Below are 25,492 nucleotides of genomic sequence, written 5' to 3'. Positions count from 1 at the left end.
GGAGGAGCGCCGAGCTCAGCCGCGCCCGGTGAACACGGGCCTGCGCTTCTCCTGGAACGCGGCGAAGCCCTCGCGGTAGTCGGCCGTGTCGCAGAGCGCGGCCTGGGCACGGTTCTCCTCCGACATGGAGGCCCAGAGGCCGAGCCGGTCGTCGCGCAGCGACGCGACGAGCATCTTCGAGGCGACGAACGCCTGGGTCGCCCCGGTCGCGGCGGCTCGGGCCGCCGTGCGGGTGGCATCCAGCACCTCGTCAGCCGGGAAGGCGCGACTGAACAGCCCCGACGCGACCGCCTCGTCGCCGGTCATGAGCCGGCCCGTGACGATGAGGTCCATGGTCTTGTGGGCGCCGAGGCGTTCGACGAAGAGGGCGTGGCCGCCCGAGTCGAGGGTCGCGCCGAGGTTGGCGAACGGCGAGCCGATCTTCGCGGTGTCGGCGACGTAGACGATGTCGCTCGCGATGAGGAGGCCGAGCCCGACGCCGAGGCAGGCGCCGTGCGCGACGGCGAAGGTCGGCACGGGCAGCCCAGCCATCGTGTGCAGCAGCGGTTCGACGCGGCCGCCGAGGTAGCCGAGCACGTCGTCCTCACGCGGGTCGACGCCCGAGATGTCGCGGCCCGCGCAGAACGCGCGCCCCTCGCCGCGCAGCACGAGCGCGCGCAGGTCGCCGGCGTCGGCGAGCCGCTGCGCCTCGGCGTAGGCCGCGGCGAGCTCTCCGATGGCCCGCTCGTCGAGTGCGTTGAGCTTGTCGGGGGCGTTCAGCACGACTTCGCCGACCCGGGTCTCCTCGTCGACCGTGAACTCGATCACCTGGTTGCTCCTCTCGATGCACACCTGACCGCTCCATTGCGGGGGTGCTTTTCCGCAAGATTCCGCTCGCGATCGCGTGAGATGTTGCGGGAAAGCACCCCCGCAACGAGCTCACACGTCATAGTCGACCACGACGCGCTCGGACTTCGGGTGCGACTGGCACGTGAGGACGTATCCGCGCTCGAGCTCGTCGGGTTCGAGCGCGTAGTTCTCGGTCATGTTCACGCTGCCCTCGACCACCCGCGCACGGCACGTGCCGCACACGCCGCCCGCGCACGCGAACGGCACGTCGGGGCGCACGCGCAGCGCCGCGTTGAGGATCGACTCGTTCGCCGACACCGGGCTCTCGACCGTCGACGACTGGCCGTCGAGCGTGAACTCGATCGCGACCGTCTCCTCACCCTGCTGCACGACGACCGGTCGTCCGTGCCGCGGCTCGACCTGGTCGGCGTCGGTCGTGAACAGCTCGTAGCGCACGTGCCCGGTCGGCACGCCGCGCTCGGCGAGGGTGTCGCGGGCGAGCTGCACGAGTTCGAACGGCCCGCACAGGAACCACTCGTCGACCGTCTCGGGGCGGATCAGCACGTCGAGCATCGTGCCGAGCTTCTCGGCGTCGATGCGGCCTGACAGCAGGGGCGCGGTGCGCTGCTCGCGCGAGAGCACGTGGTGCAGCGCGAGGCGCGACGGATAGCGGTCCTTGAGCTCGGCCAGCTCCTCGAGGAACATCACGTCGAGCGTCGACCGGTTCGTGTAGACGAGTTCGAACTGGGATGTCGCGGAGCGGGCGAGCACGGCCTGCGCGAGCGCCATCAGCGGGGTGATGCCCGATCCCGCCGCGATGCCGACGACGTGCTTGCCGTCGAGCGCGTCGAGGGTCGAGGTGAACGTGCCCTGCGGGCTCATGACGTCGAGCGTGTCGCCCGCCCGCAGCTCGGAGTTCGCCCACGTCGAGAAGACGCCGCCGAGGTCGCGCTTGATCGCGACCGAGAGGCTGCCGCGCTCGGGCGGACGGCAGATGGAGTAGCTGCGCCGGCGCTCGTAGCCCTCGAGCTCCTTGCGGAGGGCGACGTACTGGCCGGGCAGGTACGTGTACTCGTCGGCGAGATCGTCGGGCACCGCGAACGTGACCTCGACCGAGTCGCTCGTGAGCGGACGCACTTCGGCGACCTCGAGCGAGTGGAAGCGGGCGCGACGGCGCTTGGGCACGTGCTCGCCGCCGACGGCCGACGCGAGGAACGCCTCGGCGACCTCGGCCGCAGCCGATTGAGGAGGCGCGCCAGCGCCGTCTCGAAATCCCGGCTGGTTTCGAGACGCTCGCTGCGCTCGCTCCTCAACCTGCTCAGAGGTGGAACCGAGGTTCTTCGCCGCCATCAGAGCACCTTGAAGTAGTCGAAGGGCTCGAGGCAGTCGCGGCACTCGTAGAGCGCCTTGCACGACGTCGAGCCGAAGCGGGCGAGTTCGCGGGTGTTGAGCGAGTCGCAGCGGGGGCATTTCACGGCGAGCTGCACGCGTACCGGCCCGGCATCGCGCGCCGCCGCCTTGCCGGTCGGCGCCTGGATGCCGTAGCGGCGCAGCTTCTCCTTGCCGGCGTCGCTCATCCAGTCGGTCGTCCACGCCGGCGCGAGCACGAGCTCGACGTCGACCCGGTCGTAGCCCGCGTGCGTGAGCGCGAGCAGCACGTCGTCGCGGATCGCGTCCATCGCGGGGCACCCGCTGTAGGTCGGGGTGATCTGCACGCGCACCGACCCGTCGTCGGCGACGTCGACCGCGCGCAGGACGCCGAGGTCTTCGATCGTGAGCACGGGGATCTCGGGGTCGGTCACCGTCGCGGCGACCGCCCAAGCGTGGTCTCGAGACGCGTCGCCGCTTCGCGTCGGCGCTCCTCGACCGGCAGTGGTCACCGCGGTCACCACGTCGCACCCCGATGCTGCCGGGCGAGCACCTGCATCTCGGCGAGCAGCGGCGCGAGCCGTTCGGTGTGCGAACCGCGGCGCCCGCCGCCCGAGGCGGTGTAGGCGGTGCGGCCCGTCGGCCGCTCGAGCTCCGCTTCGGTGAAGACGGCGTCGATCGCCGCCTCGAACGCGGGGCGCAGCGACGACGGCAGCACCGCGACGCCCTCGGCGGCGAGGCCCTCGATGAGCTCGTCGTCCTCGAACAGCTCGTCGACGTACGGCCAGGTCACGGTCACGCCGTCGATCATGCGCCGACGCGACTCCTCGGTGCCGCCGGCGAGACGCAGCGTCCACTGCACGGCGTGGTCGCGGTGGTAGTCGACCTCCTTCACGGCCTTCGCCGCGATCGCGGCGAGGGTCGGGTCGGTCGAGTCGGTGAGCGCGCCGTACAGTTCGAAGAGATAGAGGGATGCCACGAGCTGACGCGCGATCGTGCAGGCGAAGTCGCCGTTCGGCTGTTCGAAGAGCCACGCGTTGCGCCACTCTGGCTCGTCGCGCCAGTAGGCGAGGTCGTCTTCGCTGCGGCCCGTGGCGGTGCCGGCGTAGTGCAGCAGCGAGCGGGCGTGGCCGAGCAGGTCGAGGCCGATGTTGCCGAGTGCCACATCCTCTTCGAGCTCAGGCGCGCGGGTGATCCACATGCCGAGCTGCTGGGCGAGCACGAGGGCGTCGTCGCCGAGGCGCAGTGCATACTCGGCGACCTCGGGCGAGGCGACGCGGGCGGTGCCGTCGTCGGCCTGGCCGGCGAGCTCGTCGGCGAGCGCGAGCCGGTCGACGGTGACGTCGCCGTGTCCCTCCGGTGATCGAGTAGCCGACGCAGGAGGCGTATCGAGATCCGCACTCACAGGTGCTTCACCCCCTCGCTCTTCGTGTAGTAGACCGCGTGGCGGTAGTTCTTACCGGCGGGGCTCTCGAAGAAGGCACCCTTCGCGTCGGGGTCGCTCGTCGTGATCGCGACGGCCGGCACGACCCAGATCGACACGCCCTCGTTGCGGCGCGTGTAGAGGTCGCGCGCGTTGCGCACGGCCATGTCGGCGTCGGGTGCGTGCAGCGATCCGACGTGCACGTGGCTCAGGCCGCGGTTGGCGCGCACGAAGACCTCCCACAGGGGCCAGGCCTCGGCGCCGGTCTCACCGGGGGTCGACATCACGCCACTTCCTTCTGCTTCAGGGCCTGCTTGCGGGCGTACTCGGCGGCGGCCTCGCGCACCCAGGCGCCCTCCTCGTGGGCCTCGCGGCGCCGGCGGAGCCGCTCGGCGTTGGCGGGCCCGCGACCGGCGAGGACCTCGTTGAACTCGGTCCAGTCGATCTCGCTCATGTCGTACTCGCCCGTCTCCTCGTTGAAACGCAGGTTCGGGTCGGGCAGGGTGACGCCGAGCACCTCGGCCTGCGGCACGAGCATGCCGACGAAGCGCTGGCGCAGTTCGTCGTTCGAGAAGCGCTTGATGTTCCACGCCATCGACTGCGCCGAGTTCGGCGACTGATCGTCGGGCGGACCGAACATCTGCAGGCTCGGCCAGTACCAGCGGTCGACGGCGTCCTGCGCCATCTGCCGCTGCTCGGGCGTGCCCTGCATGAGCTCGAGCAGGATCTCGAACCCCTGCCGCTGGTGGAACGACTCCTCCTTGCAGATGCGCACCATCGCCCGGCCGTAGGGGCCGTACGAGGCGCGGCACAGCGGCACCTGGTTGCAGATCGCGGCGCCGTCGACGAGCCAGCCGATCGCGCCCATGTCGGCCCAGGTCGGGGTGGTGTAGTTGAAGATCGACGAGTACCGGGCACGCCCCTCGATGAGCTGCTGCATCATCTCCTCACGCCCGATGCCGAGCGTCTGCGCGGCCGAGTAGAGGTAGAGCCCGTGGCCTGCCTCGTCTTGCACCTTGGCCATCAGGATCGCCTTGCGCTTGAGGCTCGGCGCCCGCGTGATCCAGTTCGACTCGGGCTGCATGCCGATGATCTCGGAGTGCGCGTGCTGGCTGATCTGCCGGATGAGCGTCTTGCGGTACGCCTCGGGCATCCAGTCGCGGGGCTCGATGCGCGAGTCGGCGGCGATGATCGCGTCGAACGCGGCCTGGCCGTCGGCATCGGACGCCTCCCCCGTCACGGGGCGGAGGTCTGCTGGTGCGGTCATCGTCGACTCCTGGGTTGTGGCGGTCGGTGCCGGTCGCGACGCGTGCCGCGGCATCCCGATATTACCAACCGATCGTTCAGTTAGTATATATTCGAACTCGGCGCCCGACAATGACGCCCCACTCGATGAGGAGTACGAGATGACGGATGCCGCGACCGACGCCGACGGCCTCAATCGCGAGATGATGCGGCGCGACCGCGCCGCAGCGTGGCTCGGACTCGTGGTCGAACGCGACGATCCCGGCCACGCCGTCGTCAGCATGGTCGTTCGCGAGGAGATGACGAACGGCTTCGGCATCACCCACGGGGGCCTCGTCTTCGCCCTCGCCGACACCGCGTTCGCGATCTCGTGCAACGAAGACGACCGCGTCACCGTGGCGGCAGGCGCCGACATCACCTTCCTCAAGTCGACGCACGCGGGCCAGAAGCTCACGGCGACGGCCGTGCGACGTACCCGCTCGGGCCGGACCGGCCTCTACGACGTGTCGGTCGTCGACGAGCACGGCGAGCCGGTCGCCGAGTTCCGCGGCCGGTCGATCTCCACCAACCGCACCTTCTGACCTGCGGGCTCCGCAACCCTCCCCTGTGTCGAGACCCCAGCCCATCCCACTCCCAGGAGCCACCGTGTCGACGACGACCAACTCCCCCAGCACCCTCCCCTCCGTCTCGGGCCTGCGCCCGCCCGCGGCCGACGAGCTCGAGCCCGAGGAGCGGCTGAGCCGCGCCGAGATCGAGGCGCTCCAGCTCGAACGACTGCAGCAGACCGTCGCGCACGCCTACGAGCACGTCCCGCTCTACACGCGCAAGTTCGACGAGGCGGGCGTGCACCCCCGCGACATCCGTTCGCTCGCCGACGTCGCGAAGCTGCCGTTCACGACCAAGGCCGACCTGCGCGAGACTTACCCCTTCGGCATGTTCGCGGTGCCCATGTCGGAGGTCGCGCGCATCCACGCCTCGAGCGGCACGACCGGGCGTCCGACGGTCGTCGGCTACACGAAGGGCGACCTCGAGCGCTGGGGGTCGCTCGTCGCCCGGTCACTGCGGGCGAGCGGCATCCGCCCCGGAATGAAGGTGCACAACGCCTACGGCTACGGCCTGTTCACCGGCGGTCTCGGTGCCCACGCGGGCATCGAGGCGCTCGGCGCGACCGTCATCCCGATGTCTGGCGGGCAGACCGCCCGGCAGGTGCAGCTCATCATGGACTTCGAGCCCGACGCGATCCTCTGCACGCCGAGCTACCTCCTCACGATCGCCGACGCCATGGCCGAGCAGGGCATCGACCCGCGCTCGACGTCGCTCAAGGTCGCCGTGCTCGGCGCCGAGCCGTGGACGAACGAGATGCGCCGCGAGCTCGAGGAGCGGCTGGCGCTCGATGCGCTCGACATCTACGGCCTCAGCGAGGTCATGGGTCCCGGCGTCGGCAACGAGTGCCTCGAGACGAAGGACGGCCCGCACCTCTGGGAGGACCACTTCCTGCCCGAGATCATCGACGGCGACACGGGCGCGGTGCTGCCCGACGGCGAGATCGGCGAGCTCGTGTTCACGTCGCTCACGAAGGAGGCGTTCCCGGTCATCCGCTACCGCACGCGCGACCTCACCCGCCTGCTTCCCGGCACGGCACGGCCGGGGATGCGGCGCATGGAGAAGATCACGGGCCGCAACGACGACATGATCATCCTGCGCGGCGTGAACCTCTTCCCGACGCAGATCGAGGAGCTCGTGCTCGGCATCGAGCAGCTCACGCCGCACTTCATCCTCGAGCTCTCGAAGGAGGGGCGCATGGACGCGCTGAAGGTGCGCATCGAACGACACCCCGACCTCTCGGTCGAGACGTGCGAGGCCGCGGCCGCCGTGCTCGCGCAGCGCATCAAGGTGCACGTCGGCTCGACCGTGGTCGTGCAGCTCGAGGAGCCCGGAACGCTCCCGCGCAGCGAGGGCAAGTACAAGCGCGTGTACGACCTGCGCAACGGGTGAGGCTGACACCGGTGGTCGAGTAGGCGCGCCAGCGCCGTATCGAGACCCGACCTGAGAGACTTGGGGCGATGAGCGAGAACGGAAACCTGCGACGGGGCCGGCCCGGCTACGACCGGCAGGGCATCCTCGACGTCGCCGTCGCCGCGTTCAACGAGTTCGGCTACGACGCGACGTCGATGGGCGTGCTCGCCGAACGCCTCGGCCTGTCCAAGTCGGCGATCTACCACCACTTCGCGTCGAAGGACGAGATCCTCGACCAAGCCCTCGAAGCCGCGCTCGGCGGACTCGAGGGCGTCGTCGACGAGAGCGACGCCGAGGGCGGTCGCGCCGCCGACCGGCTCGACCGGGTGCTCCGCGGCGCCGTGCACGTGCTCGTCGACGAGCTGCCGTCGGTCACCCTGCTGCTGCGCGTGCGCGGCAACACCGAGGTGGAGCGCCGCGCGCTCGCCCGTCGTCGTGACTTCGACAAGCGCGTGACCGCGATCGTCGCCGAGGCCCAGTCCGAGGGCACCCTCCGCAGCGATATCGACGCGCGCGTCGTGTCGCGCCTCGCGTTCGGCATGATCAATTCGATCGTCGAGTGGTACCGCCCCGGCGGCCGCGAGAACGCCGACCGGCTCGCCGACGACGTCATCGCGATCGCGCTCGACGGTCTGCGCATGCCGACCGAGAATCGGGTCGAAGAGCTGCTGCGCTGACGAGCCGCCCAGCGGCTGGTTTGGCCTGGCTCCTGGTCAGGCCTGGCTCACGGCGCCGACGATCCAGATATCGCCGACGATGCAGTCCGCATTGGCCCACGAATGATCGGTCGCGCCGCCGCCCCCGCCGATCGCCAATTCTTCGCCCGACTTCGCGATGACGATCCCGTCGCCATCGACAACCTCATAAGACGTCAAGTCCCCGCGGACGGAGTATCCGTCCGGCCAAACCAGGCTTACTCTCCTGTCGCGGGTTTGCGCGAACACGCAACCCTCGTCGTCGGTCGCGAGGCTCCCGTTGAGGAGGGCCTCCATGCCGCTCGGCTCGGGGGTGTGATTGGTGACGATTCGAAGCTCCGCATCAGTCGATGTCGGGGTCGGCGTCGGATCCGGGCTGGAAGTGCAGGCGACGAGCGCCCCCGCACAGGCGATTGCGACACCCGTGCGACCCAGCTTCGTCGATTGCGCTGCCATCGCGGGTTGATTCTAGCGTCAAGCACGCGAGCCAGCCTGCGGTATGGGGGCTGTCACTGTCGCCCTACTGATCGCCTTGATCATCGGTGGATGCTCGGCATCGCGCCGGTTACCCGCCCGACTTGTCGGGGTCTTCGCGACCGCCTGGCATCGTCACGCGGTGACGCTGAGTGCCGAGTGCGCCGGCACCGCCGAGCGCTGGAACCACCCGCGACGGGCCCTGCGCCCGAGACGACGGGTCTGGTCGCCCGCCTCAGCCAGGCGCTCGGCGATCACGCGACGCCGCTCGAGCGTACGCGCGAGGCGCGCGTCGGCCTCGGCGGCGAGGTGCGGGAATGCGGTCTCCGAGACGTACATGGTGTCGACTCCTTCGGTCGACACTCAGCCTCCGCCCTGAGGTGGCGGCGCGGCATCCGGACATCGCCCTATTTCGGCTACGGGGCGGCCCTGAGGTGGCGCCCCGTACCCGCGGCTCAGTTCGCGACCGGCGCGGATGCCGCGGCGTCGGCCCGCTTCGAGGCCGTGATGCCCTTGCGCAGGGCGAGCATGAGCAGGATGAACCCAGCAGTGACGATGATGTGCCCGAGTCCGGCGATGCCGGCGATCGCGGCGTTCGACTCCTGACCGAGCACCGTGAGCGAGCCGTGCCAGACCATCATCGCGCTCGTGAGCAGCACGCCCGCGTTATACACCCAGAAGAACCAGCCGAACAGCGGGCTCGCGCTGAGGGTGAACACCTTCTCGAGCGCGAGCACGATGAGCATCACGAGCAGGCCGAGCGCGAGCAGGTGGGTGTGCGCGACGGACAACTGCGTGTACGTGCCCTCGACGAAGTCGTTGGCCTTCGTGAACTCGCGGTAGTACAGGCCGGCGCCGAGGCCGAGCACGAGGTACACGACGGCGGCGGTGAAGAGACGGTTCATGGATGTCGCTCCTTCGGTCGCGCCCAGGCAGGCGCGTTCGCATGCGCCCTGGTCGGCGCGTTCGCGCCCAGTCTGGCGCAGGTCGGCGTCGTGCCGCATCGTCCGAAGGTTCGAGCCCCTGCCCGGCGCACCACACCCGTTCGCGGGATCGCGCGGCGGGGCGAATCCGAGGATGCTGTGCACATGCGGCGACTTCGGCTCCCTCTCGCGAGTGCGATGGTCGTCGCGCTCGCGATCCCACTGCTGGCCGGGTGCACCCAGGGCCAGGCGACCTCGGGGGCTGCGGCGACGAACCCGCCTCCCGGTCAGACGTCGGACCCGGCTGCCGGCCGGGCTACCGGCACCGGGATCATGCCCGGCTACGAGGACGAGTCGGTGCTCGCGTTCACGCCGCTCGTCATCGACACGATCGGTCACGAGGTCGTGCCGGTCGAGGGATCGGACGGCCTCGACTGGATCGCGTACGAGCTCACCGTGCTCAACACCTCGCCGCGCGCCGCGACCCTGACGCAGCTCGAGACCCTCGAAGGCGACGAGCACGGCGCGGTCATCGAAAAGCGCGACCAGGCGCGGCTCGCTGCGAACACGATGATCGTCGGCGACTCGACGACGATCATGGGCGGCTCCTCGGTGATCCCGACCGGACGGACCGCCGTCATCGTGCTGCGCGACACGTACCCCTCGACCGACGAGGTGCCGAAGCGCATCGTCCATCGCCTCACCGCGACGTTCGCCCCCGCGACGCCCGAGGACGGCCGGCTCGCGCCGGTCTACCCCGACGAGGTCGCGCAGTTCGGCGGCGCCGTCGTCACGGGCGGCCGGCCGCCGCTCGTGATCGGTCCGCCGCTCGCCGGCGCGAACTGGGTCGCGACCAACGGGATCGAGACCGAGGCGCTGAACATGCACAGCAACGTCGTGATCCCCGTCGGCGGTCGGCTCAACGCCGCCGAGGAGTACGGCATCGACTTCCTCCGCATCGACCCCTCGATCCCGGCGACGCACGTCGGCGACCCGTCGGAGAATGCGAGCTACCTCGCGTTCGGCGAGCCGCTCCTCGCCGTCGCCGACGCGAAGGTCCTCAGCGTCGTGTCGGACCGACCCGACATCGCCCCGGGCGAGCTGCCGCAGCTGGATTCCGTCGACCAGGCCACCGGCAACGCGGTCGTCCTCGACCTGGGCGACGGTGTCTTCGCGCTCTACGCCCACATGGAGCAGGGCTCGGCGACGGTCGAGCCGGGCGACGACGTGCGGCGCGGCGACATCATCGGGCGGCTCGGCAACTCGGGCAACACGAGCCAGGCGCACCTGCACTTCCAGTTGCAGCGCGGCCCGCTGATGACGGCGGACAACGTGCCGTGGGTCGTCGACCGCTTCGTCGCCTCGGGCATGATCTCGCCCGACGGCGAGCGGATCGTCGACGCGCCCCGGCCCGGCGAGCGCGTCGACGAGTTCCCGATCGGGCGCAGCATCAGCGACTTCGCCGAGTTGGAGCGGTAGGCGCCGCGGCGCCGGCGACGGCGCGTGCCGCCTATGCCGGCTGCGACTCCTGCTTCGTCGCCCGCTCCTTCGCGACGAGCGTGAGCACGTCGTAGGTCGCCACGAGCTCGTCGTCCTGGTTCTTCAGCACCGCGTCCCAGCGCACCTCGCCGTACTCGTCGGTCTCGCGCGGCGAGATCTGCTTCGCCGTGAGCTCGACCCGGATCTCGTCGCCGGGCGACACGGGCGTGATGAAGCGCAAGTTCTCGAGGCCGTAGTTCGCGAGCACCGGGCCCGGCTCGGGGTCCACGAAGAGGCCCGCCGCCCACGACACGAGCAGGTAACCGTGCGCGACCCGACCGGGGAAGAACGGGTTCGCGGCCGCCGCCTCCTCGTCCATGTGCGCGTAGAACGTGTCGCCCGTGAAGTTCGCGAACGTCTCGATGTCGTCGAGGGTGACGACGCGCGGCGCCGACGCGACCTGGTCGCCGATGCGGAGCTCGGCGAGCGACTTGCGGAAGGGGTGCGGCTCGCCACTGGCCTGGTACGGCCGGGCGGAGGCGCCTTGGTGCCAGACGCCCGTGAGCGCGGTGAGCATCTCGGGCGAGCCCTGCACTGCGGTGCGCTGCATGTGGTGCAGCACGGCGCGGATGCCGCCGAGCTCCTCGCCGCCTCCGGCCCGACCCGGCCCGCCGTGCACGAGGTTGGGCAGCGGCGAGCCGTGCCCGGTCGAGGTCCGTGCGTCGTCGCGGTCGAGGAAGAGCACGCGCCCGTTGTACGCGGCGATGCCCGCCGCGAGCGCGACGGCGACCTCGGGGTCGTGGGTCGCGACGCTCGTGACGAGCGACCCGCCGCCCCTCGCGACGAGCGCGGCGGCCTCGTCGAGCGAGCCGTAGCCGACGATGGACGACACGGGGCCGAAGGCCTCGACCTCGTGCAGCGCTTCGGCCGAGGAATCAGCGAAGCGCAGCAGCACCGGTGAGACGAAGGCGCCGTCGGAGGCCTCGCCCTGCGAACCGTCGGCGAGGGTGACCGTCGGCGCGGCGGTCGAGCCGACGACGACCTCGCCGCCGGCGGCCTCGAGCCGGCCGACCTGGCGCAGCACCTCGTCGCGCTGCTCGAGCGAGGCGAGCGGGCCCATCGTGACGCCCTCGGCGCGCGGGTCGCCCACGACGACGCGCTCGGCGATGCGGGCGCGCACGGCGTCGATGACGGCGTCGACGGATGCCTCGGGCACGATCGCCCGGCGGATGGCGGTGCACTTCTGCCCGGCCTTCGTCGTCATCTCGACGACGAGCTGCTTCACGTACACGTCGAACTCGGGTGTGCCCGCGACGGCGTCGGTGCCGAGCACGCTCGCGTTGATCGAGTCGGTCTCGCTCGTGAACCGCACGCCGCCCGTCTGCACCGAGTCGTGCGCGCGCAGGCGCTCGGCCGTCGAGGCCGACCCGGTGAAGCCGACGAGGTCGCCGAGGCGCAGCTCGTCGAAGAGGGTCGGCACGCTGCCCGAGACGAGCTGCAGCGCCCCGTCGGGCAGGAGGCCCGACTCGACGAGGATGCGCACCATGTGCTCGGCGAGGTAGCCGGTGGGCGTGGCGGGCTTCACGACGGTCGGCATGCCGGCGAGGAACGCGGGCGCGAACTTCTCGAGGGACCCCCACACCGGGAAGTTGAAGGCGTTGATCTGCACGGCGACCCCGGGCAGGCGCGTGTAGATATGCCGCCCGAGGAATGAGCCGTCCTTCGAGAGCGGCTCGACCGCCCCGTCGACGTAGACCTTCGCGTTCGGCATCTCACGGCGGCCCTTGCCCGAGTAAGTGAAGAGCACGCCGATGCCGCCGTCGATGTCGACCCACGAGTCCTGCTTCGTCGCGCCCGTGCGGTTCGAGAGCTCGTACAGCTCGGCCTTGCGCTCGGTGAGCGCGAGGGCCATCTGCTTGAGCAGCACGGCCCGCTGGTGGAAGGTCAGCCCACCGAGGCTGGCCTGCCCGACGGTGCGCGCGTACTCGAGCGCGGCGCCGAGGTCGAGGCCCTCGGTCGACACCAGGGCGACGACCTCCCCGGTCGACGCGTCGCGCACCTCGGTCGCCCGCTCGGCGGCCTCAGGGGCGGGCGTCCACCACTCGCCGCGGACGTAGCTCGGCAGCATCTCGGTCGTCATCTGTCAGTCCCTCTCGGTGGTCGAGTAGCGAAGCGTGTCGAGACCCCTCACGAGGCATCCCATTCGTAGAAGCCCTGGCCCGTCTTGCGGCCGAGCTTGCCTTCGGCGACGAGGCGCCGCAGCAGGGCCGGCGGTTCGAATCGTTCGCCGAGCGTCTCGGCGAGGTACTCGGCGATGCCGAGCCGCACGTCGAGGCCGACGAGGTCGGTGAGCTTCAGCGGGCCAACGGGGTGCTTGTAGCCGAGCGTCATCGCGGCGTCGATGTCCGAGGCACTGGCGACGCCCGCCTCGAGCATGCGGATCGCCTCGAGCCCGAGCGCGACCCCGAGCCGCGACGACGCGAAGCCGGGCGCATCGGCGACGACGATCGGCGTCTTGCCGATCGCGCGCACCCAGTCGCGCGCGTCGTCGACGAGCGATGCCTCGGATGCCGCGCCCCGCACGATCTCGACGAGGGTCGATGCGGGCACGGGGTTGAAGAAGTGCATGCCGATGAAGCGGGCGGGCCGCGAGAGGAGGGCCGCGAGCTGGTCGATCGAGATCGACGACGTGTTCGAGGCGAGCGCAGCACCGGGGGCCAGCACGGCCTCGACCCTGGTGAGCGCATCGATCTTGAGCCCGAGGTCCTCGGGCACCGCCTCGACGACGAGTCCGCACTCCGCGAAGGCCTCGACCGACGTGCTCGTCGCGAAACGGCCGGCGTAGGCGGCGGCATCCTGGTCGGCGGTGCCGCGCGCGATCGAGGCGTCGACCGACTCGAGCACGCGCGACGAAGCGGCACCGGCGGCCTCGGCGTCGCGCTCGACGACCGTGACGCGCGAGCCCGCGAGCAGGAAGGCATGCGCGATGCCGGCGCCCATGCGTCCGCCGCCGAGCACGCCGACCGCAGACGGCGCTCCTGCACCCGTGGTCGAGGAGGCGCGCAGCGCCGAATCGAGACCAGCGTCGTTCACTTCGACCTCTTCTCCAGGAACTCGGTCATGCGCCGCATCTTCTCGGGGCTCTCGAACAGCACCGCCTGCTCGTCGAGGTCGACGGCGGGGTGCGCCGAACGCGGCGCACGGAACACGCGCTTGGTCGCCATCGTCGCGGCGCGGTCGTTGCGGGCGATGCGATCGGCGATCGCGTGCGCGGCGGGCAGCAGTTCGGCGGCGGGATGCACCGACGAGACGAGCCCGATCGACAGCGCCTCAGCGGCATCGATCGTGCGGCCGGTCAGCAGCAGCTCGGCCGCGCGGGCGTCGCCGACGATCTCCTTCAGTCGCCAGCTCGCGCCTGCCGCGGCGATGATGCCGAGCCCCGTCTCGGGATTGCCGATCTTCAGCGACGGCGTCGCGATGCGGATGTCGGCCGCGTACGCGAGCTCGGCGCCGCCGCCGAGGGCGTACCCGTCGAGTGCGGCGATGACGGGCATCGGCAGGTCGGCGATGCGGATGAAGGCGTTCGCGTTGATGCCGCGTTTCGCGTCGTGGGCGCGGCGGTCGCGCAGCTGCGCGATGTCGGCGCCCGAGGCGAAGACCCCGCCGGCGCCCGTGAGGATGAGGATGCGCGGGTCGGCCTCGAGCTCGGCGCAGAGCGCGTGCAGCGCGTCGATCGTCGCCTGGTCGATCGCGTTGCGCTTCTCGGGGCGGTCGAGCGTCGCGACGACGCGGTCGTCGAGCCGCTCGATGCGGAGCGTCTCACCGCCCGGGTTCGTCGTGTCGTCGCCCATCACACCCGCTCCACGATGAGGGCCGATCCCTGGCCGACGCCGACGCACATGGTCGCGAGGCCGTAGCGCGAGCCCTCGCGCTCCATGCGGCCGAGCAGGGTCACGACGAGTCGCGACCCGGAGGAGCCGAGCGGGTGCCCGAGGGCGATCGCGCCGCCGTCGGCATTGACGATCGCGTCGTCGAGGCCGAGCCGGCGGATGCACGCGATCGACTGCGTGGCGAACGCCTCGTTGAGCTCGATCGAGCCGATCTCGTCGAGGTCGATGCCCGCGCGCTCGAGCGCCTTCTCGGTCGCGGGCACGGGACCGAGCCCCATGATCTCGGGGGCGATGCCGGCGCTCGTGCCGACGACGATGCGCGCCCGCGGCGTGAGTCCGTAGCGCTCGACCGCGGCACCGCTCGCGACGACGATCGCTGAGGCGCCGTCGTTGAGCGAGCTCGAGTTGCCCGCCGTCACGACCTCACCGCCGGGTACGACCGGACGCAGCCGGGCGAGGGCCTCGAGGGTCGAGTCGGGGCGAGGCCCCTCGTCGACGAGCACGTCGCCGCGATGCGTCGGCACGCCGACGATCTCGGCCTCGAAGCGACCCGCGGCGATCGCCGCGGCTGCCCGCTGCTGCGAGCGCAGCGCGAACGCGTCGGCCTCGGCGCGCGTGATGCCGTCGACCCTGGCCACCTCTTCGGCGGTCTCGGGCATCGAGAACGTGGCCTTGTCGCGCGCGACGAGCTCGGGATTCGGGAAGCGCCAGCCGATCGACGTGTCGTACGCTGCGCCGGGCTTCGCCCACGCCGAGCTCGGCTTCTGCTGCACCCAGGGCGCGCGGGTCATCGACTCGACGCCGCCGGCGACGATGAGGTCGGCGTCGCCGGCCCGGATCGCCTGGGCCGCCATCGTGATGGCCGACATGCCCGACGCGCAGAGCCGGTTGACGGTGACGCCCGGCACCTCGTCGGGGAGCCCGGCGAGCAGCACGGCCATGCGGGCGACGTTGCGGTTGTCCTCCCCCGCCTGGTTCGCCGCGCCGAGGATGACCTCGTCGATCTCGCCCGCCTCGCCGGGCGCGAGGCCCGATCGGCGCACGGCCTCGCCGACGACGAGCGCCGCGAGGTCGTCGGGACGGACGGTCGCGAGGGCACCGCCGTAGCGGCCGACGGGCGTGCGCGCCCCTCCGACGAGATAGGCCTCGGCCATGCGCTCTCTCCTGACTGCGTCGTCCGATGGGGCACCGTGTGCACGGTATCGCCCGGCCGAATTCCTGACCGAGCGTTCGGGAAGTAATTATGGCATGTCGCGGGCCCCGCCGCGACTTCCGCATCATCGATCCGGCAGAGACGACGGATGCCCCGGGGTGACGCGCACCCCGGGGCATCCGTGCCGGTCGAACGATCAGTCGAGCAGGTCGACGTCCTTCGTCTCCTTCACGAGCGAGACGCCGATGAGCGAGATGACGGCGGCGATCGCGATGTAGACGCCGATCGTCCACGACTGGTGGAACTGGTTCATGAGCGCCTCGGCGATCATGGGGGCGAACGCACCGCCGAGGATCGCACCGAGCGCGTACCCGATCGAGACGCCCGAGTAGCGCACGTTGGCCGGGAACATCTCGGCGTAGAGCGCCGCCTGCGGCCCGTACGAGAGGCCGAGCCCGAACGTCATCACGAACAGCGCGACGAAATACCAGAGGATCTCACCGGTGTCGATGAGGAACCACATCGGCACGGCCCAGAGCGCGAGGAACACGTAGCCGACCTGGAAGGTGCGCACCCGGCCGAGCCGGTCGGAGATGCGGCCGCCCCAGAGCGTGAAGCCGAGCCAGCCGAAGGAGGCGAGCGTCGTCGCGAGCAGCACCGCGGGGCGGTCCATGCCGAGGGCCGTCACGGCGTAGGTCGCGAAGTAGGCGATGAGCAGATAGCCGGCCGCGTTGTTCGCGATGAAGATCACGGCGGTGAGCACGACCTGCTTCGTGTTCTTGCGGAACAGCTCGCGGAGCGGGGCCGAGGCCTCCTTGCGGCGGCGCAGCAGCTCCTCGAAGACGGGGCTCTCCTCGACGGCCTTGCGGATGACGTAGCCGACGATGATGAGCACGATCGAGAGCAGGAACGGGATGCGCCAACCCCACTCCATGAACGCCTCGGGCGACATCGAGCTCGTGAGCACCCAGAGCGTGAAGGTCGCGAGGATCATGCCGACCGGCACGCCGATCTGGGGGAACGCACCGAAGAACCCGCGCTTCGCGTTGGGCGCGTGCTCGACGGCCATGAGCGCCGCACCGCCCCACTCGCCGCCCGCCGAGAAGCCCTGCAGGATGCGGAGGAGGATGAGCAGGATCGGCGCCGCGATGCCGATCGCCGCGTACGTCGGCAGCACGCCGATGAGCGCGGTCGAGAGGCCCATCATGACGAGCGTGAAGACGAGCATCTTCTTGCGGCCGAGCTTGTCGCCGAGTCGGCCGGCGACGATCGCGCCGAGCGGGCGGAACAGGAACGAGATGCCGATCGTCGCGAACGAGAGCACCTGGGCGAGGCCCGGGTTCGACTCGGCGACGGGCGCGAGGAAGAGCGGCGCGAGCACGAGGCCGGCGGCCTGCGCGTAGATGAAGAAGTCGTACCACTCGATCGAGGTGCCGACGAGGGTGCCCGCGAGCACCTTCCGTTCTTCGGCGGTGATGCTGCGGGGCGGTGCGGGGTCGGTGACAGCAGTCGACATGCGAACTCCGTTGTTCTGTGGGGGCGGCCAGGTCGGCGGTCGGCACGGCCCGGGGAGGGACGGGGGCCGCGTCGTGCTCGATTTCCTGACCGATTGTTCGGTAGGGAATTGAGAGCGTATCGCATCGGGTCGGTCGCGCGGAAGAGCCCCACCGCATCGGCAGCTGTCGGCGGCATCAGGCAGGCTTGAGGGTATGACCGACCTGCGCCAGCCAGCCCTCGACGCCCTGCGCGACCTCGTCGGCCGCGACGACGCCGACTTCCACGACGGCCAGTTCGAGGCGATCGAGGCGCTCGTCGAGGGGCGGCGGCGCGCGCTCGTCGTGCAGCGCACCGGCTGGGGCAAGTCGGCCGTGTACTTCGTCTCGACGCTGCTGCAGCGGCGGGCCGGCGCCGGCCCGACCCTGCTCGTCTCCCCGCTGCTCGCCCTCATGCGCGACCAGATCGCCGCCGCCGAACGGGCCGGTGTGCGTGCCGTCGCGATCAATTCGACGAACGCGCACGAGTGGCGCGACGTCGAGCAGCAGCTCGCGGCCGACGAGGTCGACGTGCTGCTCGTCTCGCCCGAGCGGCTCAACAACCCGTCGTTCCGCGAGACGCAGCTGCCCGCCCTCGTCGACCGCATCGGCCTGCTCGTCGTCGACGAGGCGCACTGCATCAGCGACTGGGGGCACGACTTCCGGCCCGACTACCGGCGCCTGCGCGACCTCATCGCGCAGATGCCGGCCGACGTTCCCGTGCTCGCGACGACCGCGACCGCCAACAGCCGGGTCGTGGCCGACGTCGCCGAGCAGCTGGGCGCGACCACGGCGGCGCTCGGCGGCTCCGACGCGAGGGGCGGCGACGTCGATGACCGGGATGCCGCCGCAGACGTGCTCACGATCAGGGGGCCGCTCGCCCGGGCGTCGCTGCGCCTCGGCGTGCTGCGCCTGCCCGACTCGCCGAGCCGGCTCGCCTGGCTCCTGAACCACCTCGACGAGCTGCCGGGCTCGGGCATCATCTACACGCTCACGGTCGCCGCGGCGAACGACACCGCGCGCCTGCTGCGCGAGCACGGCCACGCCGTGCGCGCCTACACGGGCCAGACCGACCCCGACGAGCGTGCCGAGTCGGAGGGCATGCTGAAGCGCAACGAGGTCAAGGCGCTCATCGCGACGAGCGCGCTCGGCATGGGCTTCGACAAGCCCGACCTCGGCTTCGTGCTGCACCTCGGCGCCCCGTCGTCACCCGTCGCGTACTACCAGCAGGTCGGTCGAGCGGGCCGCGCGACCGAGTCGGCCGACGTGCTGCTCATGCCGGGCACCGAAGACCCCGACATCTGGCACTACTTCGCGACCGCGTCGATGCCCGACGAAGAACGGGCGAACCGGGTCATCTCGGCCCTCTCGCCCGAGCAGCCCACGTCGACGCCCGCGCTCGAGGCGATGGTCGACATCCGCCGAACGCCGCTCGAGCTGCTGCTCAAGGTGCTCGACGTCGACGGCGCGGTGCGCCGGGTGCAGGGCGGCTGGGTCGCGACCGGCGCGCCGTGGGTCTACGACGGCGACCGCTACCGTCGCATCGCGGCCGAGCGCAAGGCCGAGCAACAGCACATGATCGAGTACGAGACGACCGACGTCTGCCGCATGGAGTTCCTGCAGCGCTCGCTCGACGACGACACCGCGGCGCCGTGCGGCCGGTGCGACAACTGCGCGGGCGCCTGGTACCCGACGGCCGTCGGCGGCGAGGCATCCGCAGCGGCACGCGGTGCCCTCGACCGGGTCGGCGTGCCGATCGAGCCGCGCGCGCAGTGGCCGACCGGTGCCGATCGGCTCGGCGTGCCCGTGAAGGGCCGCATCGCGCCCGACGAGCGGGCCGCCGAGGGCCGGGCACTCGCCCGGCTCACCGACCTCGGCTGGGGCGGCACGCTGCGCGAGCTGTTCGCCGCGGGCGCGGCCGATGCACCGGTGCCTCCGCGCGTGCTCGACGGCTGCGTGCGCGTGCTCGCCGAGTGGGGCTGGGCCGAACGGCCGGTCGCCGTGATCGCGATGCCGTCGCGCTCGAAGCCGCAGCTCGTCGACTCGCTCGCCCGCGGCATCGCCGAGGTCGGGCGCCTCCCGTACCTCGGCGCGCTCGAACTCGTCGACGGCGGGCCGACCGGTCAGCCGGGCGGCAACAGCGCGTTCCGGCTCGCGGGCGTGTGGGGCCGCTTCTCGACCGCGGGGCTCGACGTGCCCGCCGGGCCCGTGCTGCTCGTCGACGACCAGGTCGACAGCCGCTGGAGCCTCACGGTCGCCGCCCGCGAACTCCGCAGGGCCGGGGCGACCGAGGTGCTGCCGTTCGCGCTCGCGGTGCGCGGGTAGCGGCGGTCAGCCGCCGACCGGCGCCTCAGTATCGGCCGGCGCCTCGCTGTCGGTCGGCTCGTCGCTCGGGGCGGGCGGCTCGGTCGGCGCGGGTGCCGGGGTCGACGGCGGTCCGAAGAGTCGCCATGATCCGGCCGCGCACTCGTAGAACTGCACGGTCGAGGTGTCGATGTAGACGTCGCCGTTCGCCGTGCAGGTGTCGTTCGCGGGAGCGCCGACACCGAGCAGCACCTGGGTACCCGGTGCGCCCGGCTCGCCCTGCGCGCCCGTGGCCCCGGTCGCTCCGGTCTCGCCCTGCGCGCCGGTCGCACCGGTTGCGCCGGTCGCTCCCTTCGCCCCGGTCAGGTTCTCGGCGGCCGACTCTCGGATGTTGCCGACGAGCGTCCACTCGCCGTCCTTGAAGAGGTAGACGTCGGAATCGGTGATGTCGATGTAGACGTCGCCCTCGTAGCCCTTGCCCGCTTCGGGTGCGCCGCTGCCGGCTCGCACCGCCGAGCCTGCGGGGAGGATCTCCTCGATCGCCTCCTCGTAGGCGGCCTCGTCGACCGTCGGGGTCGGCGTCGGGGCGGCCTCGGGCGTGCCGCCGCGGGCGACCCACGATCCGAGGAACGCGGCGACGAACGAGAGCACGACGATGATGACGCCGAACCAGATGAGCATCGTCCGGTTCACGGGCGGGGATGCCGCTGCCGCAGCTCCGGCAGGGGCATTGGTTCCGGCGGGCGACGGCGCAGCGGCCGGCTGACCGGACAGCGGAGCGGCCTGCGGGTTCTGCTCATCGGTCATGCGGGTGCGCCTCCCACCGCGCTCCCGCCCGAGCCCCGACGGCCGTGCCGGGGAGTCGCGTCGCGCTCATGCTAGCGGCGCGACCCCCTCGGCGTCAGGAAGCGGTCGTGTCGCCTGCCGTGTCGTCGAGGCGGCCGACGGCGACGAGCACCTCGTCGCCGAGTCGCACGTCCTCGAAGTCGACCTCGATCTCGGCGCGGCCGAGCATCTCGGCCATGCGGCGCTGGCGGTTGCGCGGGATGAGGGTGACTACGCGACCGACCTTGCCGGCGCGGCCGGTGCGGCCGGCGCGGTGCAGGTAGGTCTTGTACTCGTCGGGCGCGTCGGCCTGGATCACGAGGTCGATGTCGTCGACGTGGATGCCGCGGGCCGCGACGTCCGTCGCGACCAGCACATCGACCCGGCCGCTCGTGAGCTGCTGCAGGTTGCGCGTGCGCTTGGCCTGGTTGAGGTCGCCGTGGAGGGCGACGGCACGGATGCCGGCGTCCTCGAGGTGGTCGGTGAGATCCTCGGCGAAGGCGCGCGTGCGGCTGAAGACGAGGGTCTTGCCCTCGCGGTTCGCGAGCTCGGCGACGATGTCGCGCTTGTCGCGGTTGTCGATCACGAACACGCGGTGGTCGATCGTCGACGAGGCCTGGTCCTCACCGGCGACCTCGTGCACGGCCGGCTCGACGAGGAACTCGTCGACGAGCGCGGCCACGCCGGTGTCGAGGGTCGCCGAGAACAGCAGCTTCTGTCCGCCCGGCGCGGTGCGGCGGATGATGCGCTGCACGGGCTCGAGGAACCCGAGGTCGCACATGTGGTCGGCCTCGTCGAGCACGGTGATGACGACCTCGGAGAGGTCGAGGCGACCCTGCTCGATGAGGTCTTCGATACGACCGGGGGTGCCGATCACGATGTCGACGCCGCGCTGCAGCGCGCCGACCTGACGGCCCTGCGGGACGCCGCCGTAGATCTGCGTGGTGAAGAGGCCGACGCTCTGCGCGATCGGCTGCACGGTGCGGTCGATCTGCAGGGCGAGCTCACGGGTCGGCGCCAGGATCAGCGCTCGGGGCTTGCGGCCGAACTGGCGACGGCCTCCTGCCTTGCCCGATGCCGACCAGAGCTGCATGAGCCGCTCGACGGCGGGGGCGCCGAAGGCGATGGTCTTGCCCGAGCCGGTGCGGCCGCGACCGAGCACGTCGCGCCCTTCGAGCACGACGGGGATCGTCGCTGCCTGGATCGGGAACGGCGCGATGGCGCCGAGCTCCTCGAGGGTGCGCACGACGTTGCCGCCCAGGCCGAGGTCGGCGAAGGTCACGCCTTCGACGGCGTCGGCCGTGATGGCCTCGGCGGCGAGGCGCTCGAGCACGACGTCGTCGTTCGACGAGAAGCGAGGTGCGGAATCGCGGGCGGGGAAGAAGTTGGAGGGCCGGCGCTCGGAGTCGCGGAAGCCGGGACGGTCGAACTCGCGGCGCGGCGAACGGTCGTCGCGACGGGGCCGGTCGGCGCGGTCGGTGCGCTCAGTGCGCTCGTACGAGCGGGGCGCGCGGTCGTCGCGGTCGTAGCGGCGCGGCGCACGGTCGTCACGGTCGAACGAACGAGCCGGACGCTCGTCACGGTCGTACCGACGCGGCGCACGGTCGTCACGGTCGAACGAACGGGCCGGACGCTCGTCACGCTCGTACCGACGCGGCGCACGGTCGTCACGGTCGGAGCGGCGCGGCGCACGGTCGTCACGGTCGAACGAGCGGGCGGGGCGCTCCTCGCGGTACTGCGGACGTGCAGGGCGGTCGCCGTACTCGCGGCGGGGCGCACGGTCGTCGCGGTGGTCTCGAGACGCTCCGCTGCGCTCCGCTCCTCGACCAGCCGACGTGCCGGCACGGCCTTCGCGGTCGGCGCGGTGCGGGGTTCGGCCCGACGCGACGCGCTCGTCGCGCGTCCAGCGCTGCTTGGCGGGCGCCTCCTCCTCGGGGCGGTAGCCGCGGTGGCCGGGGCTGCGCGAACCGGCCTTCTGCGAGTTGCGGCCCTGTGCGCCGGCGGCGCCGTGCTTGCGGCCGGACTTGCCGCCCTTCGCGTACGACGGGTCGAAGTTCGCGGCCGGTCGGCCGCCCTTGGGCTTCTTGTTCTTGGGCATGGATGACACTTCCTGGGTTGTACGAGAGGTACATGGCAGCGCGGCTGCGAGCGCAGCACGCTGAGAACCCGGAACATCGTCGACCGGGGCCGTTCACATACGGTGACTATCCGAGACCGGACGTCTCGGAACCGGCCCTTCAGACTCACAAACCCATCCGCGCGAACGCGGTGTCCAGAACCGACCCGTCGAGACTACCGGAAACCGGCTGTGAAAGCCCCGTACAGGGTGGGAATCCCCCGCATCGACAGCGCGGCCGGTGGGCCGAAAGGAGGACTTTCCGCGGTTCGGGGCCACTGGCAGACTCGGCCGAAGGCCGCCCCCCGCGGCCGGTTCTGGAGGAATCTGTCCGATGAAGCACAAACAACTCCGTCTCACCCGCACGACCGCGCTCTTCGCGAGCGCGCTGCTCATTCCCGCCGCCGCCGTGGTCCCGGCCGCAGCCGCGGCAGCCCAGCCGCAGGCGAGCGCATTCGCCGCGGCATCCTCGACCGCCGACTGCTCGGCCGACCCGAACGCGCGCATCGAGTCCGTGCCCTCCCCCGAGGAAGCGCTCGGAACTCCGCTCGGCCTCGGCCAGGCGGACCCGGTCACCGTCGACCAGATCCAGCAGTACGTCGCCGACATCGATGCCGCGAGCGACCGGGTCGTCTCGGGCACCGTCGCCACGAGCAACGGCGGCGAGGAGATGCCCTACGCGATCGTGTCGACGTCGGCGAACGTCACGAAGCCGGCGCTCGACAAGATCGCCCGGCAGATCCGCGAACTGCGCGACCCGCGCGCGATCACCGACGCGAAGGCCGCGAAGTACGCCGACGACCTGCCGGCGATCGCCTGGATCGCGGGCAACGTGCACGGTGGCGAGAAGTCGGGCGCCGACGCCGCGCTCAAGACGCTCTACGAGCTCTCGTCGGGGCTCTCCTGCGACGTCGAAGACCGGCTCGACAACCTGATCACCGTCATCATGCCGACGCAGAACCCCGACGGGCGCAACGCGAACCGGCGCCAGAACGACTTCGGCTTCGACCTCAACCGCGACTGGTTCGCGCGCACCCAGGTCGAGACCGACGCGAAGCTCGAGCTCCTGCGCGCCTTCCCGCCGCAGGTGTTCATCGACGCGCACGAGATGGGCGGCAGGCAGTACTTCTTCCCGCCGAACGCCGACCCGATCCACCACGAGATCGCCGACCAGCCGGTCGACTGGATCAACCGCATCGGCGACGCGAACGCCGCGACGTTCACCGAGAACGTCAACGGCATCTGCACCGACACGGTCACGACCGAGTGCTACTTCAACTACCGCTCGTACGACATGTTCTACATGGGCTACGGCGACACCGTGCCCGCGACCGGGTTCGGCGCGGCGGGCATGACGTACGAGAAGGGCTCGGCCTCGGCGACCGAGGACCGGGTGCAGCAGCAGTTCCTCACCCAGTGGGCGACGACCGGCTGGGCCGCCGAGAACAAGCACGAGATCCTCTCGAGCTGGTACGACATCTGGAAGACCGCGCTCGCGGAGGGCGAGGCCGGCACGCTCGAACCGAACGAGGTCGTGCAGCCGACGAACACGGTGCAGTTCCCGGTGCCCGACCTGACGGTGCGCAGCTACTACCTGCTGCCCGACCGGCAGCTCGGCGACGTGCGCGAGCTCGTCGACCGGCTGCGCCGGATGGACGTCGAGGTCTACGAGGTGCAGAAGCCCCTCACACTCGACTCGGCCCGCCTCTTCGGTGGCCGCGACGCGACCGACGTGACCGTGCCCGCGGGTTCCTACTGGATCCCGATGGCGCAGCCCCAGAAGCACTGGATCCAGGCGACCCTCGGCGAGGACCCGTACGTGCCGTTCCCGTACTTCTACGACGTCTCGTCGTGGAGCAACCCGCTGCTGGCCGGCATGAACGCCCTCTCCACCGGTGAGGACGTGACGCCGAAGGCGAAGCGCGTCACCGACACCGCGGGCGGCATCGGGAGCTCGGCGAAGAAGGGCGAGTCGTACGCGTACCCCCTCGACTCGTCGAAGGCGGCCGACCTCACGTTCGCGCTGCTCGGCCAGGGCGTCGCGCTGCAGCGCACCGCCGACGGCACCGTCGTCGTGCCGACGTCGGCCATGCGCTCGGTCGACCTCGACCGGCTCGCGCGCTCGTCGGGCATCACCCTCGCGAACGTGCCGACGCCGGCGGATGCCTCGGCGCTGAGCCTGCCCGACGTCGGCCTGTTCGGCGGCACCGGGATCTCGCTCACGGCGGGCTCGCACGGCGAGACCCGGTTCGTGCTCGGCGAGCGCTGGGGCCTCGATCTCGCACCGGTGACGACGGCCGACATCAACGACAACACGGCGGCCTTCACCGACCGCGACGTGCTCGTCGTGCCCGACGGCTCGAACGCGACCGGCGGGCTCACCGCGACCGGCCAGGCGAACCTCAAGGCCTGGGTCGAAGACGGCGGCGTCTACCTCGGGTTCCGCAACGAGGGCACCCGCGTGGCGCGCTCGGCCGGACTCACGAGCACGACCGAGCGGGCGAAGCCGGCCGGCTATCAGGTGGTCGGCTCGCACTTCCGCGTCGACACCGACGACTCGAACGCGATCGGCCTCGGCCGCCCCGGTGAGGACTTCGCCTTCAACAACGGCGACCCGATCCTCGAGCCGTCGACGACGGGCGCCAACGTGGTGACCTACCCGACGGGCGACTCGTTCTGGACGAACGGGTACTCGGTCGGCGCCGACGCGCTCCGCGGCTCCGCCGCGGTCGTCGACGAGCCGATGGGCTCGGGCCACGCGGTGCTGTACGCGTTCAACCCGCTGTTCCGGGCGTACAACGACTCGGGCATGCAGCTCGTGGCGAACGCACTGCTCATGCCGTCGGGCGACACCGCGATCGCGGCATCCAGCCGGGCGACGGCCGACCGGGCGGCGGCGCAGGCGGCTCCGGTCGCGGCCGACCTCGGCGGCGAGTGGCGGCCGATCTCGATCACCGTGGCTCCGAAGGACGCGAAGCAGGTGGCCGCGCTCGTCGCGGAGTACACCGACGACGCGACGAAGGCGACCGCCGGGGGCAGCACGGTCTTCACGATCGCGAACCCCGATGGGCTGAGCGCCGACGAGCACCCGTTCCTGCGGGAGCTCGTGCAGCGCATCCACCAGCAGGGCGTCACGCCCGAGGCGATCGTCGGCTAGTCCGGCCCGCCTTCGCACCGACAGCGGCCCCGCGATCCTCGATCGCGGGGCCGCTGCGTCGTGC

22 protein-coding genes are annotated in these 25,492 nt (G+C 71.4%); 6 read left to right on the top strand and 16 right to left on the bottom strand.

Features of this window, described 5'->3' with window-relative positions:
- Positions 1–15 precede the first annotated feature (15 nt).
- The 6 genes from MUN74_RS11585 to paaA all read right to left on the bottom strand — a co-directional run bounded on the left by MUN74_RS11585 (position 16) and on the right by paaA (position 4,886).
- A complete protein-coding gene (locus MUN74_RS11585; protein ID WP_244852293.1) occupies positions 16–807 on the bottom strand; it encodes an enoyl-CoA hydratase/isomerase family protein in 792 nt (263 codons plus the stop codon).
- Positions 808–918: 111 nt separating this feature from the next.
- On the bottom strand, positions 919–2,178 hold the full coding sequence (gene paaE, locus MUN74_RS11580; protein ID WP_244852292.1) for a 1,2-phenylacetyl-CoA epoxidase subunit PaaE: 1,260 nt from the start codon (positions 2,176–2,178) through the stop codon (positions 919–921).
- The gene (gene paaD, locus MUN74_RS11575; protein ID WP_244852291.1) at positions 2,178–2,708 is read right to left on the bottom strand and encodes a 1,2-phenylacetyl-CoA epoxidase subunit PaaD; all 531 of its coding nucleotides are present in this window, start codon (positions 2,706–2,708) and stop codon (positions 2,178–2,180) included. Before paaD ends, paaE begins: the two co-directional genes overlap by 1 nt.
- Positions 2,709–2,713: 5 nt before the next feature.
- Positions 2,714–3,601, bottom strand: a complete 888-nt coding sequence (gene paaC, locus MUN74_RS11570) for a 1,2-phenylacetyl-CoA epoxidase subunit PaaC (protein ID WP_244852290.1) — start codon at positions 3,599–3,601, stop codon at positions 2,714–2,716.
- The gene (paaB, locus tag MUN74_RS11565; protein WP_244852289.1) at positions 3,598–3,903 is read right to left on the bottom strand and encodes a 1,2-phenylacetyl-CoA epoxidase subunit PaaB; all 306 of its coding nucleotides are present in this window, start codon (positions 3,901–3,903) and stop codon (positions 3,598–3,600) included. The genes paaC and paaB overlap by 4 nt, the downstream gene beginning before the upstream one ends.
- The gene (gene paaA, locus MUN74_RS11560) at positions 3,903–4,886 is read right to left on the bottom strand and encodes a 1,2-phenylacetyl-CoA epoxidase subunit PaaA (RefSeq protein WP_244852288.1); all 984 of its coding nucleotides are present in this window, start codon (positions 4,884–4,886) and stop codon (positions 3,903–3,905) included. Before paaA ends, paaB begins: the two co-directional genes overlap by 1 nt.
- 16 nt (positions 4,887–4,902) lie before the next feature.
- Here paaA and paaI point away from each other — a divergent pair, with 16 nt between their 5' ends.
- From paaI to MUN74_RS11545, 3 genes are all read left to right on the top strand, one after another.
- Positions 4,903–5,445, top strand: a complete 543-nt coding sequence (gene paaI / locus MUN74_RS11555; RefSeq protein WP_244852286.1) for a hydroxyphenylacetyl-CoA thioesterase PaaI — start codon at positions 4,903–4,905, stop codon at positions 5,443–5,445.
- Positions 5,446–5,557: 112 nt separating this feature from the next.
- Positions 5,558–6,859 carry a phenylacetate--CoA ligase PaaK gene (gene paaK, locus MUN74_RS11550; protein ID WP_244856435.1) on the top strand — a complete coding sequence of 434 codons (1,302 nt, stop codon included), beginning with the start codon at positions 5,558–5,560 and terminating at the stop codon, positions 6,857–6,859.
- Between the two features lie 68 nt (positions 6,860–6,927).
- Positions 6,928–7,557 carry a TetR/AcrR family transcriptional regulator gene (locus MUN74_RS11545; protein WP_244852284.1) on the top strand — a complete coding sequence of 210 codons (630 nt, stop codon included), beginning with the start codon at positions 6,928–6,930 and terminating at the stop codon, positions 7,555–7,557.
- 36 nt (positions 7,558–7,593) lie between these two features.
- Here the strand turns inward: MUN74_RS11545 and MUN74_RS11540 are convergent, their stop codons facing one another.
- The 3 genes from MUN74_RS11540 to MUN74_RS11530 form a co-directional block, all read right to left on the bottom strand.
- Positions 7,594–8,031, bottom strand: a complete 438-nt coding sequence (locus MUN74_RS11540) for a hypothetical protein (RefSeq protein ID WP_244852282.1) — start codon at positions 8,029–8,031, stop codon at positions 7,594–7,596.
- A gap of 153 nt (positions 8,032–8,184) precedes the next feature.
- Positions 8,185–8,412: a hypothetical protein gene (locus tag MUN74_RS11535; protein WP_244852280.1), complete on the bottom strand. Its 228-nt coding sequence runs from the start codon at positions 8,410–8,412 to the stop codon at positions 8,185–8,187.
- Positions 8,413–8,504: 92 nt separating this feature from the next.
- A complete protein-coding gene (locus MUN74_RS11530) occupies positions 8,505–8,954 on the bottom strand; it encodes a DUF2871 domain-containing protein (protein ID WP_244852278.1) in 450 nt (149 codons plus the stop codon).
- Between the two features lie 183 nt (positions 8,955–9,137).
- Here MUN74_RS11530 and MUN74_RS11525 point away from each other — a divergent pair, with 183 nt between their 5' ends.
- Positions 9,138–10,451, top strand: coding sequence for a M23 family metallopeptidase (locus MUN74_RS11525; RefSeq protein WP_244852276.1), 1,314 nt, complete (start codon positions 9,138–9,140; stop codon positions 10,449–10,451).
- Between the two features lie 31 nt (positions 10,452–10,482).
- On the opposite strand, the gene paaZ is transcribed toward MUN74_RS11525, so the two are convergent.
- The 5 genes from paaZ to MUN74_RS11500 form a co-directional block, all read right to left on the bottom strand.
- Positions 10,483–12,591 (bottom strand): phenylacetic acid degradation bifunctional protein PaaZ, encoded by a 2,109-nt coding sequence (paaZ, locus tag MUN74_RS11520; protein ID WP_244852274.1) that lies wholly within the window; start codon positions 12,589–12,591, stop codon positions 10,483–10,485.
- 47 nt (positions 12,592–12,638) lie between these two features.
- On the bottom strand, positions 12,639–13,451 hold the full coding sequence (locus MUN74_RS11515; RefSeq protein ID WP_244856434.1) for a 3-hydroxyacyl-CoA dehydrogenase family protein: 813 nt from the start codon (positions 13,449–13,451) through the stop codon (positions 12,639–12,641).
- Between the two features lie 89 nt (positions 13,452–13,540).
- Positions 13,541–14,302 carry an enoyl-CoA hydratase/isomerase family protein gene (locus MUN74_RS11510; RefSeq protein WP_244852273.1) on the bottom strand — a complete coding sequence of 254 codons (762 nt, stop codon included), beginning with the start codon at positions 14,300–14,302 and terminating at the stop codon, positions 13,541–13,543.
- Positions 14,302–15,495, bottom strand: coding sequence for a thiolase family protein (locus MUN74_RS11505; RefSeq protein WP_244852271.1), 1,194 nt, complete (start codon positions 15,493–15,495; stop codon positions 14,302–14,304). The genes MUN74_RS11510 and MUN74_RS11505 overlap by 1 nt, the downstream gene beginning before the upstream one ends.
- Positions 15,496–15,690: 195 nt before the next feature.
- Positions 15,691–17,010, bottom strand: coding sequence for an MFS transporter (locus tag MUN74_RS11500; protein ID WP_244852270.1), 1,320 nt, complete (start codon positions 17,008–17,010; stop codon positions 15,691–15,693).
- Between the two features lie 193 nt (positions 17,011–17,203).
- On the opposite strand from MUN74_RS11500, the gene MUN74_RS11495 reads away from it, so the two are divergent.
- The gene (locus tag MUN74_RS11495; RefSeq protein ID WP_244852268.1) at positions 17,204–19,351 is read left to right on the top strand and encodes a RecQ family ATP-dependent DNA helicase; all 2,148 of its coding nucleotides are present in this window, start codon (positions 17,204–17,206) and stop codon (positions 19,349–19,351) included.
- Positions 19,352–19,357: 6 nt separating this feature from the next.
- Here MUN74_RS11495 and MUN74_RS11490 read toward each other — a convergent pair whose 3' ends face one another.
- Together MUN74_RS11490 and MUN74_RS11485 are read right to left on the bottom strand one after the other, a co-directional pair.
- Positions 19,358–20,137: a hypothetical protein gene (locus MUN74_RS11490; protein WP_244856523.1), complete on the bottom strand. Its 780-nt coding sequence runs from the start codon at positions 20,135–20,137 to the stop codon at positions 19,358–19,360.
- Positions 20,138–20,231: 94 nt separating this feature from the next.
- Positions 20,232–22,253 carry a DEAD/DEAH box helicase gene (locus tag MUN74_RS11485; RefSeq protein ID WP_244852266.1) on the bottom strand — a complete coding sequence of 674 codons (2,022 nt, stop codon included), beginning with the start codon at positions 22,251–22,253 and terminating at the stop codon, positions 20,232–20,234.
- 352 nt (positions 22,254–22,605) lie between these two features.
- On the opposite strand from MUN74_RS11485, the gene MUN74_RS11480 reads away from it, so the two are divergent.
- Positions 22,606–25,428 carry a M14 family zinc carboxypeptidase gene (locus MUN74_RS11480; RefSeq protein ID WP_244852265.1) on the top strand — a complete coding sequence of 941 codons (2,823 nt, stop codon included), beginning with the start codon at positions 22,606–22,608 and terminating at the stop codon, positions 25,426–25,428.
- Positions 25,429–25,492: the final 64 nt, after the last annotated feature.

Source organism: Agromyces sp. H17E-10 (genome assembly GCF_022919715.1).
Classification (GTDB): domain Bacteria; phylum Actinomycetota; class Actinomycetes; order Actinomycetales; family Microbacteriaceae; genus Agromyces.
This window is presented reverse-complemented; position numbering and strand designations above follow the sequence as displayed.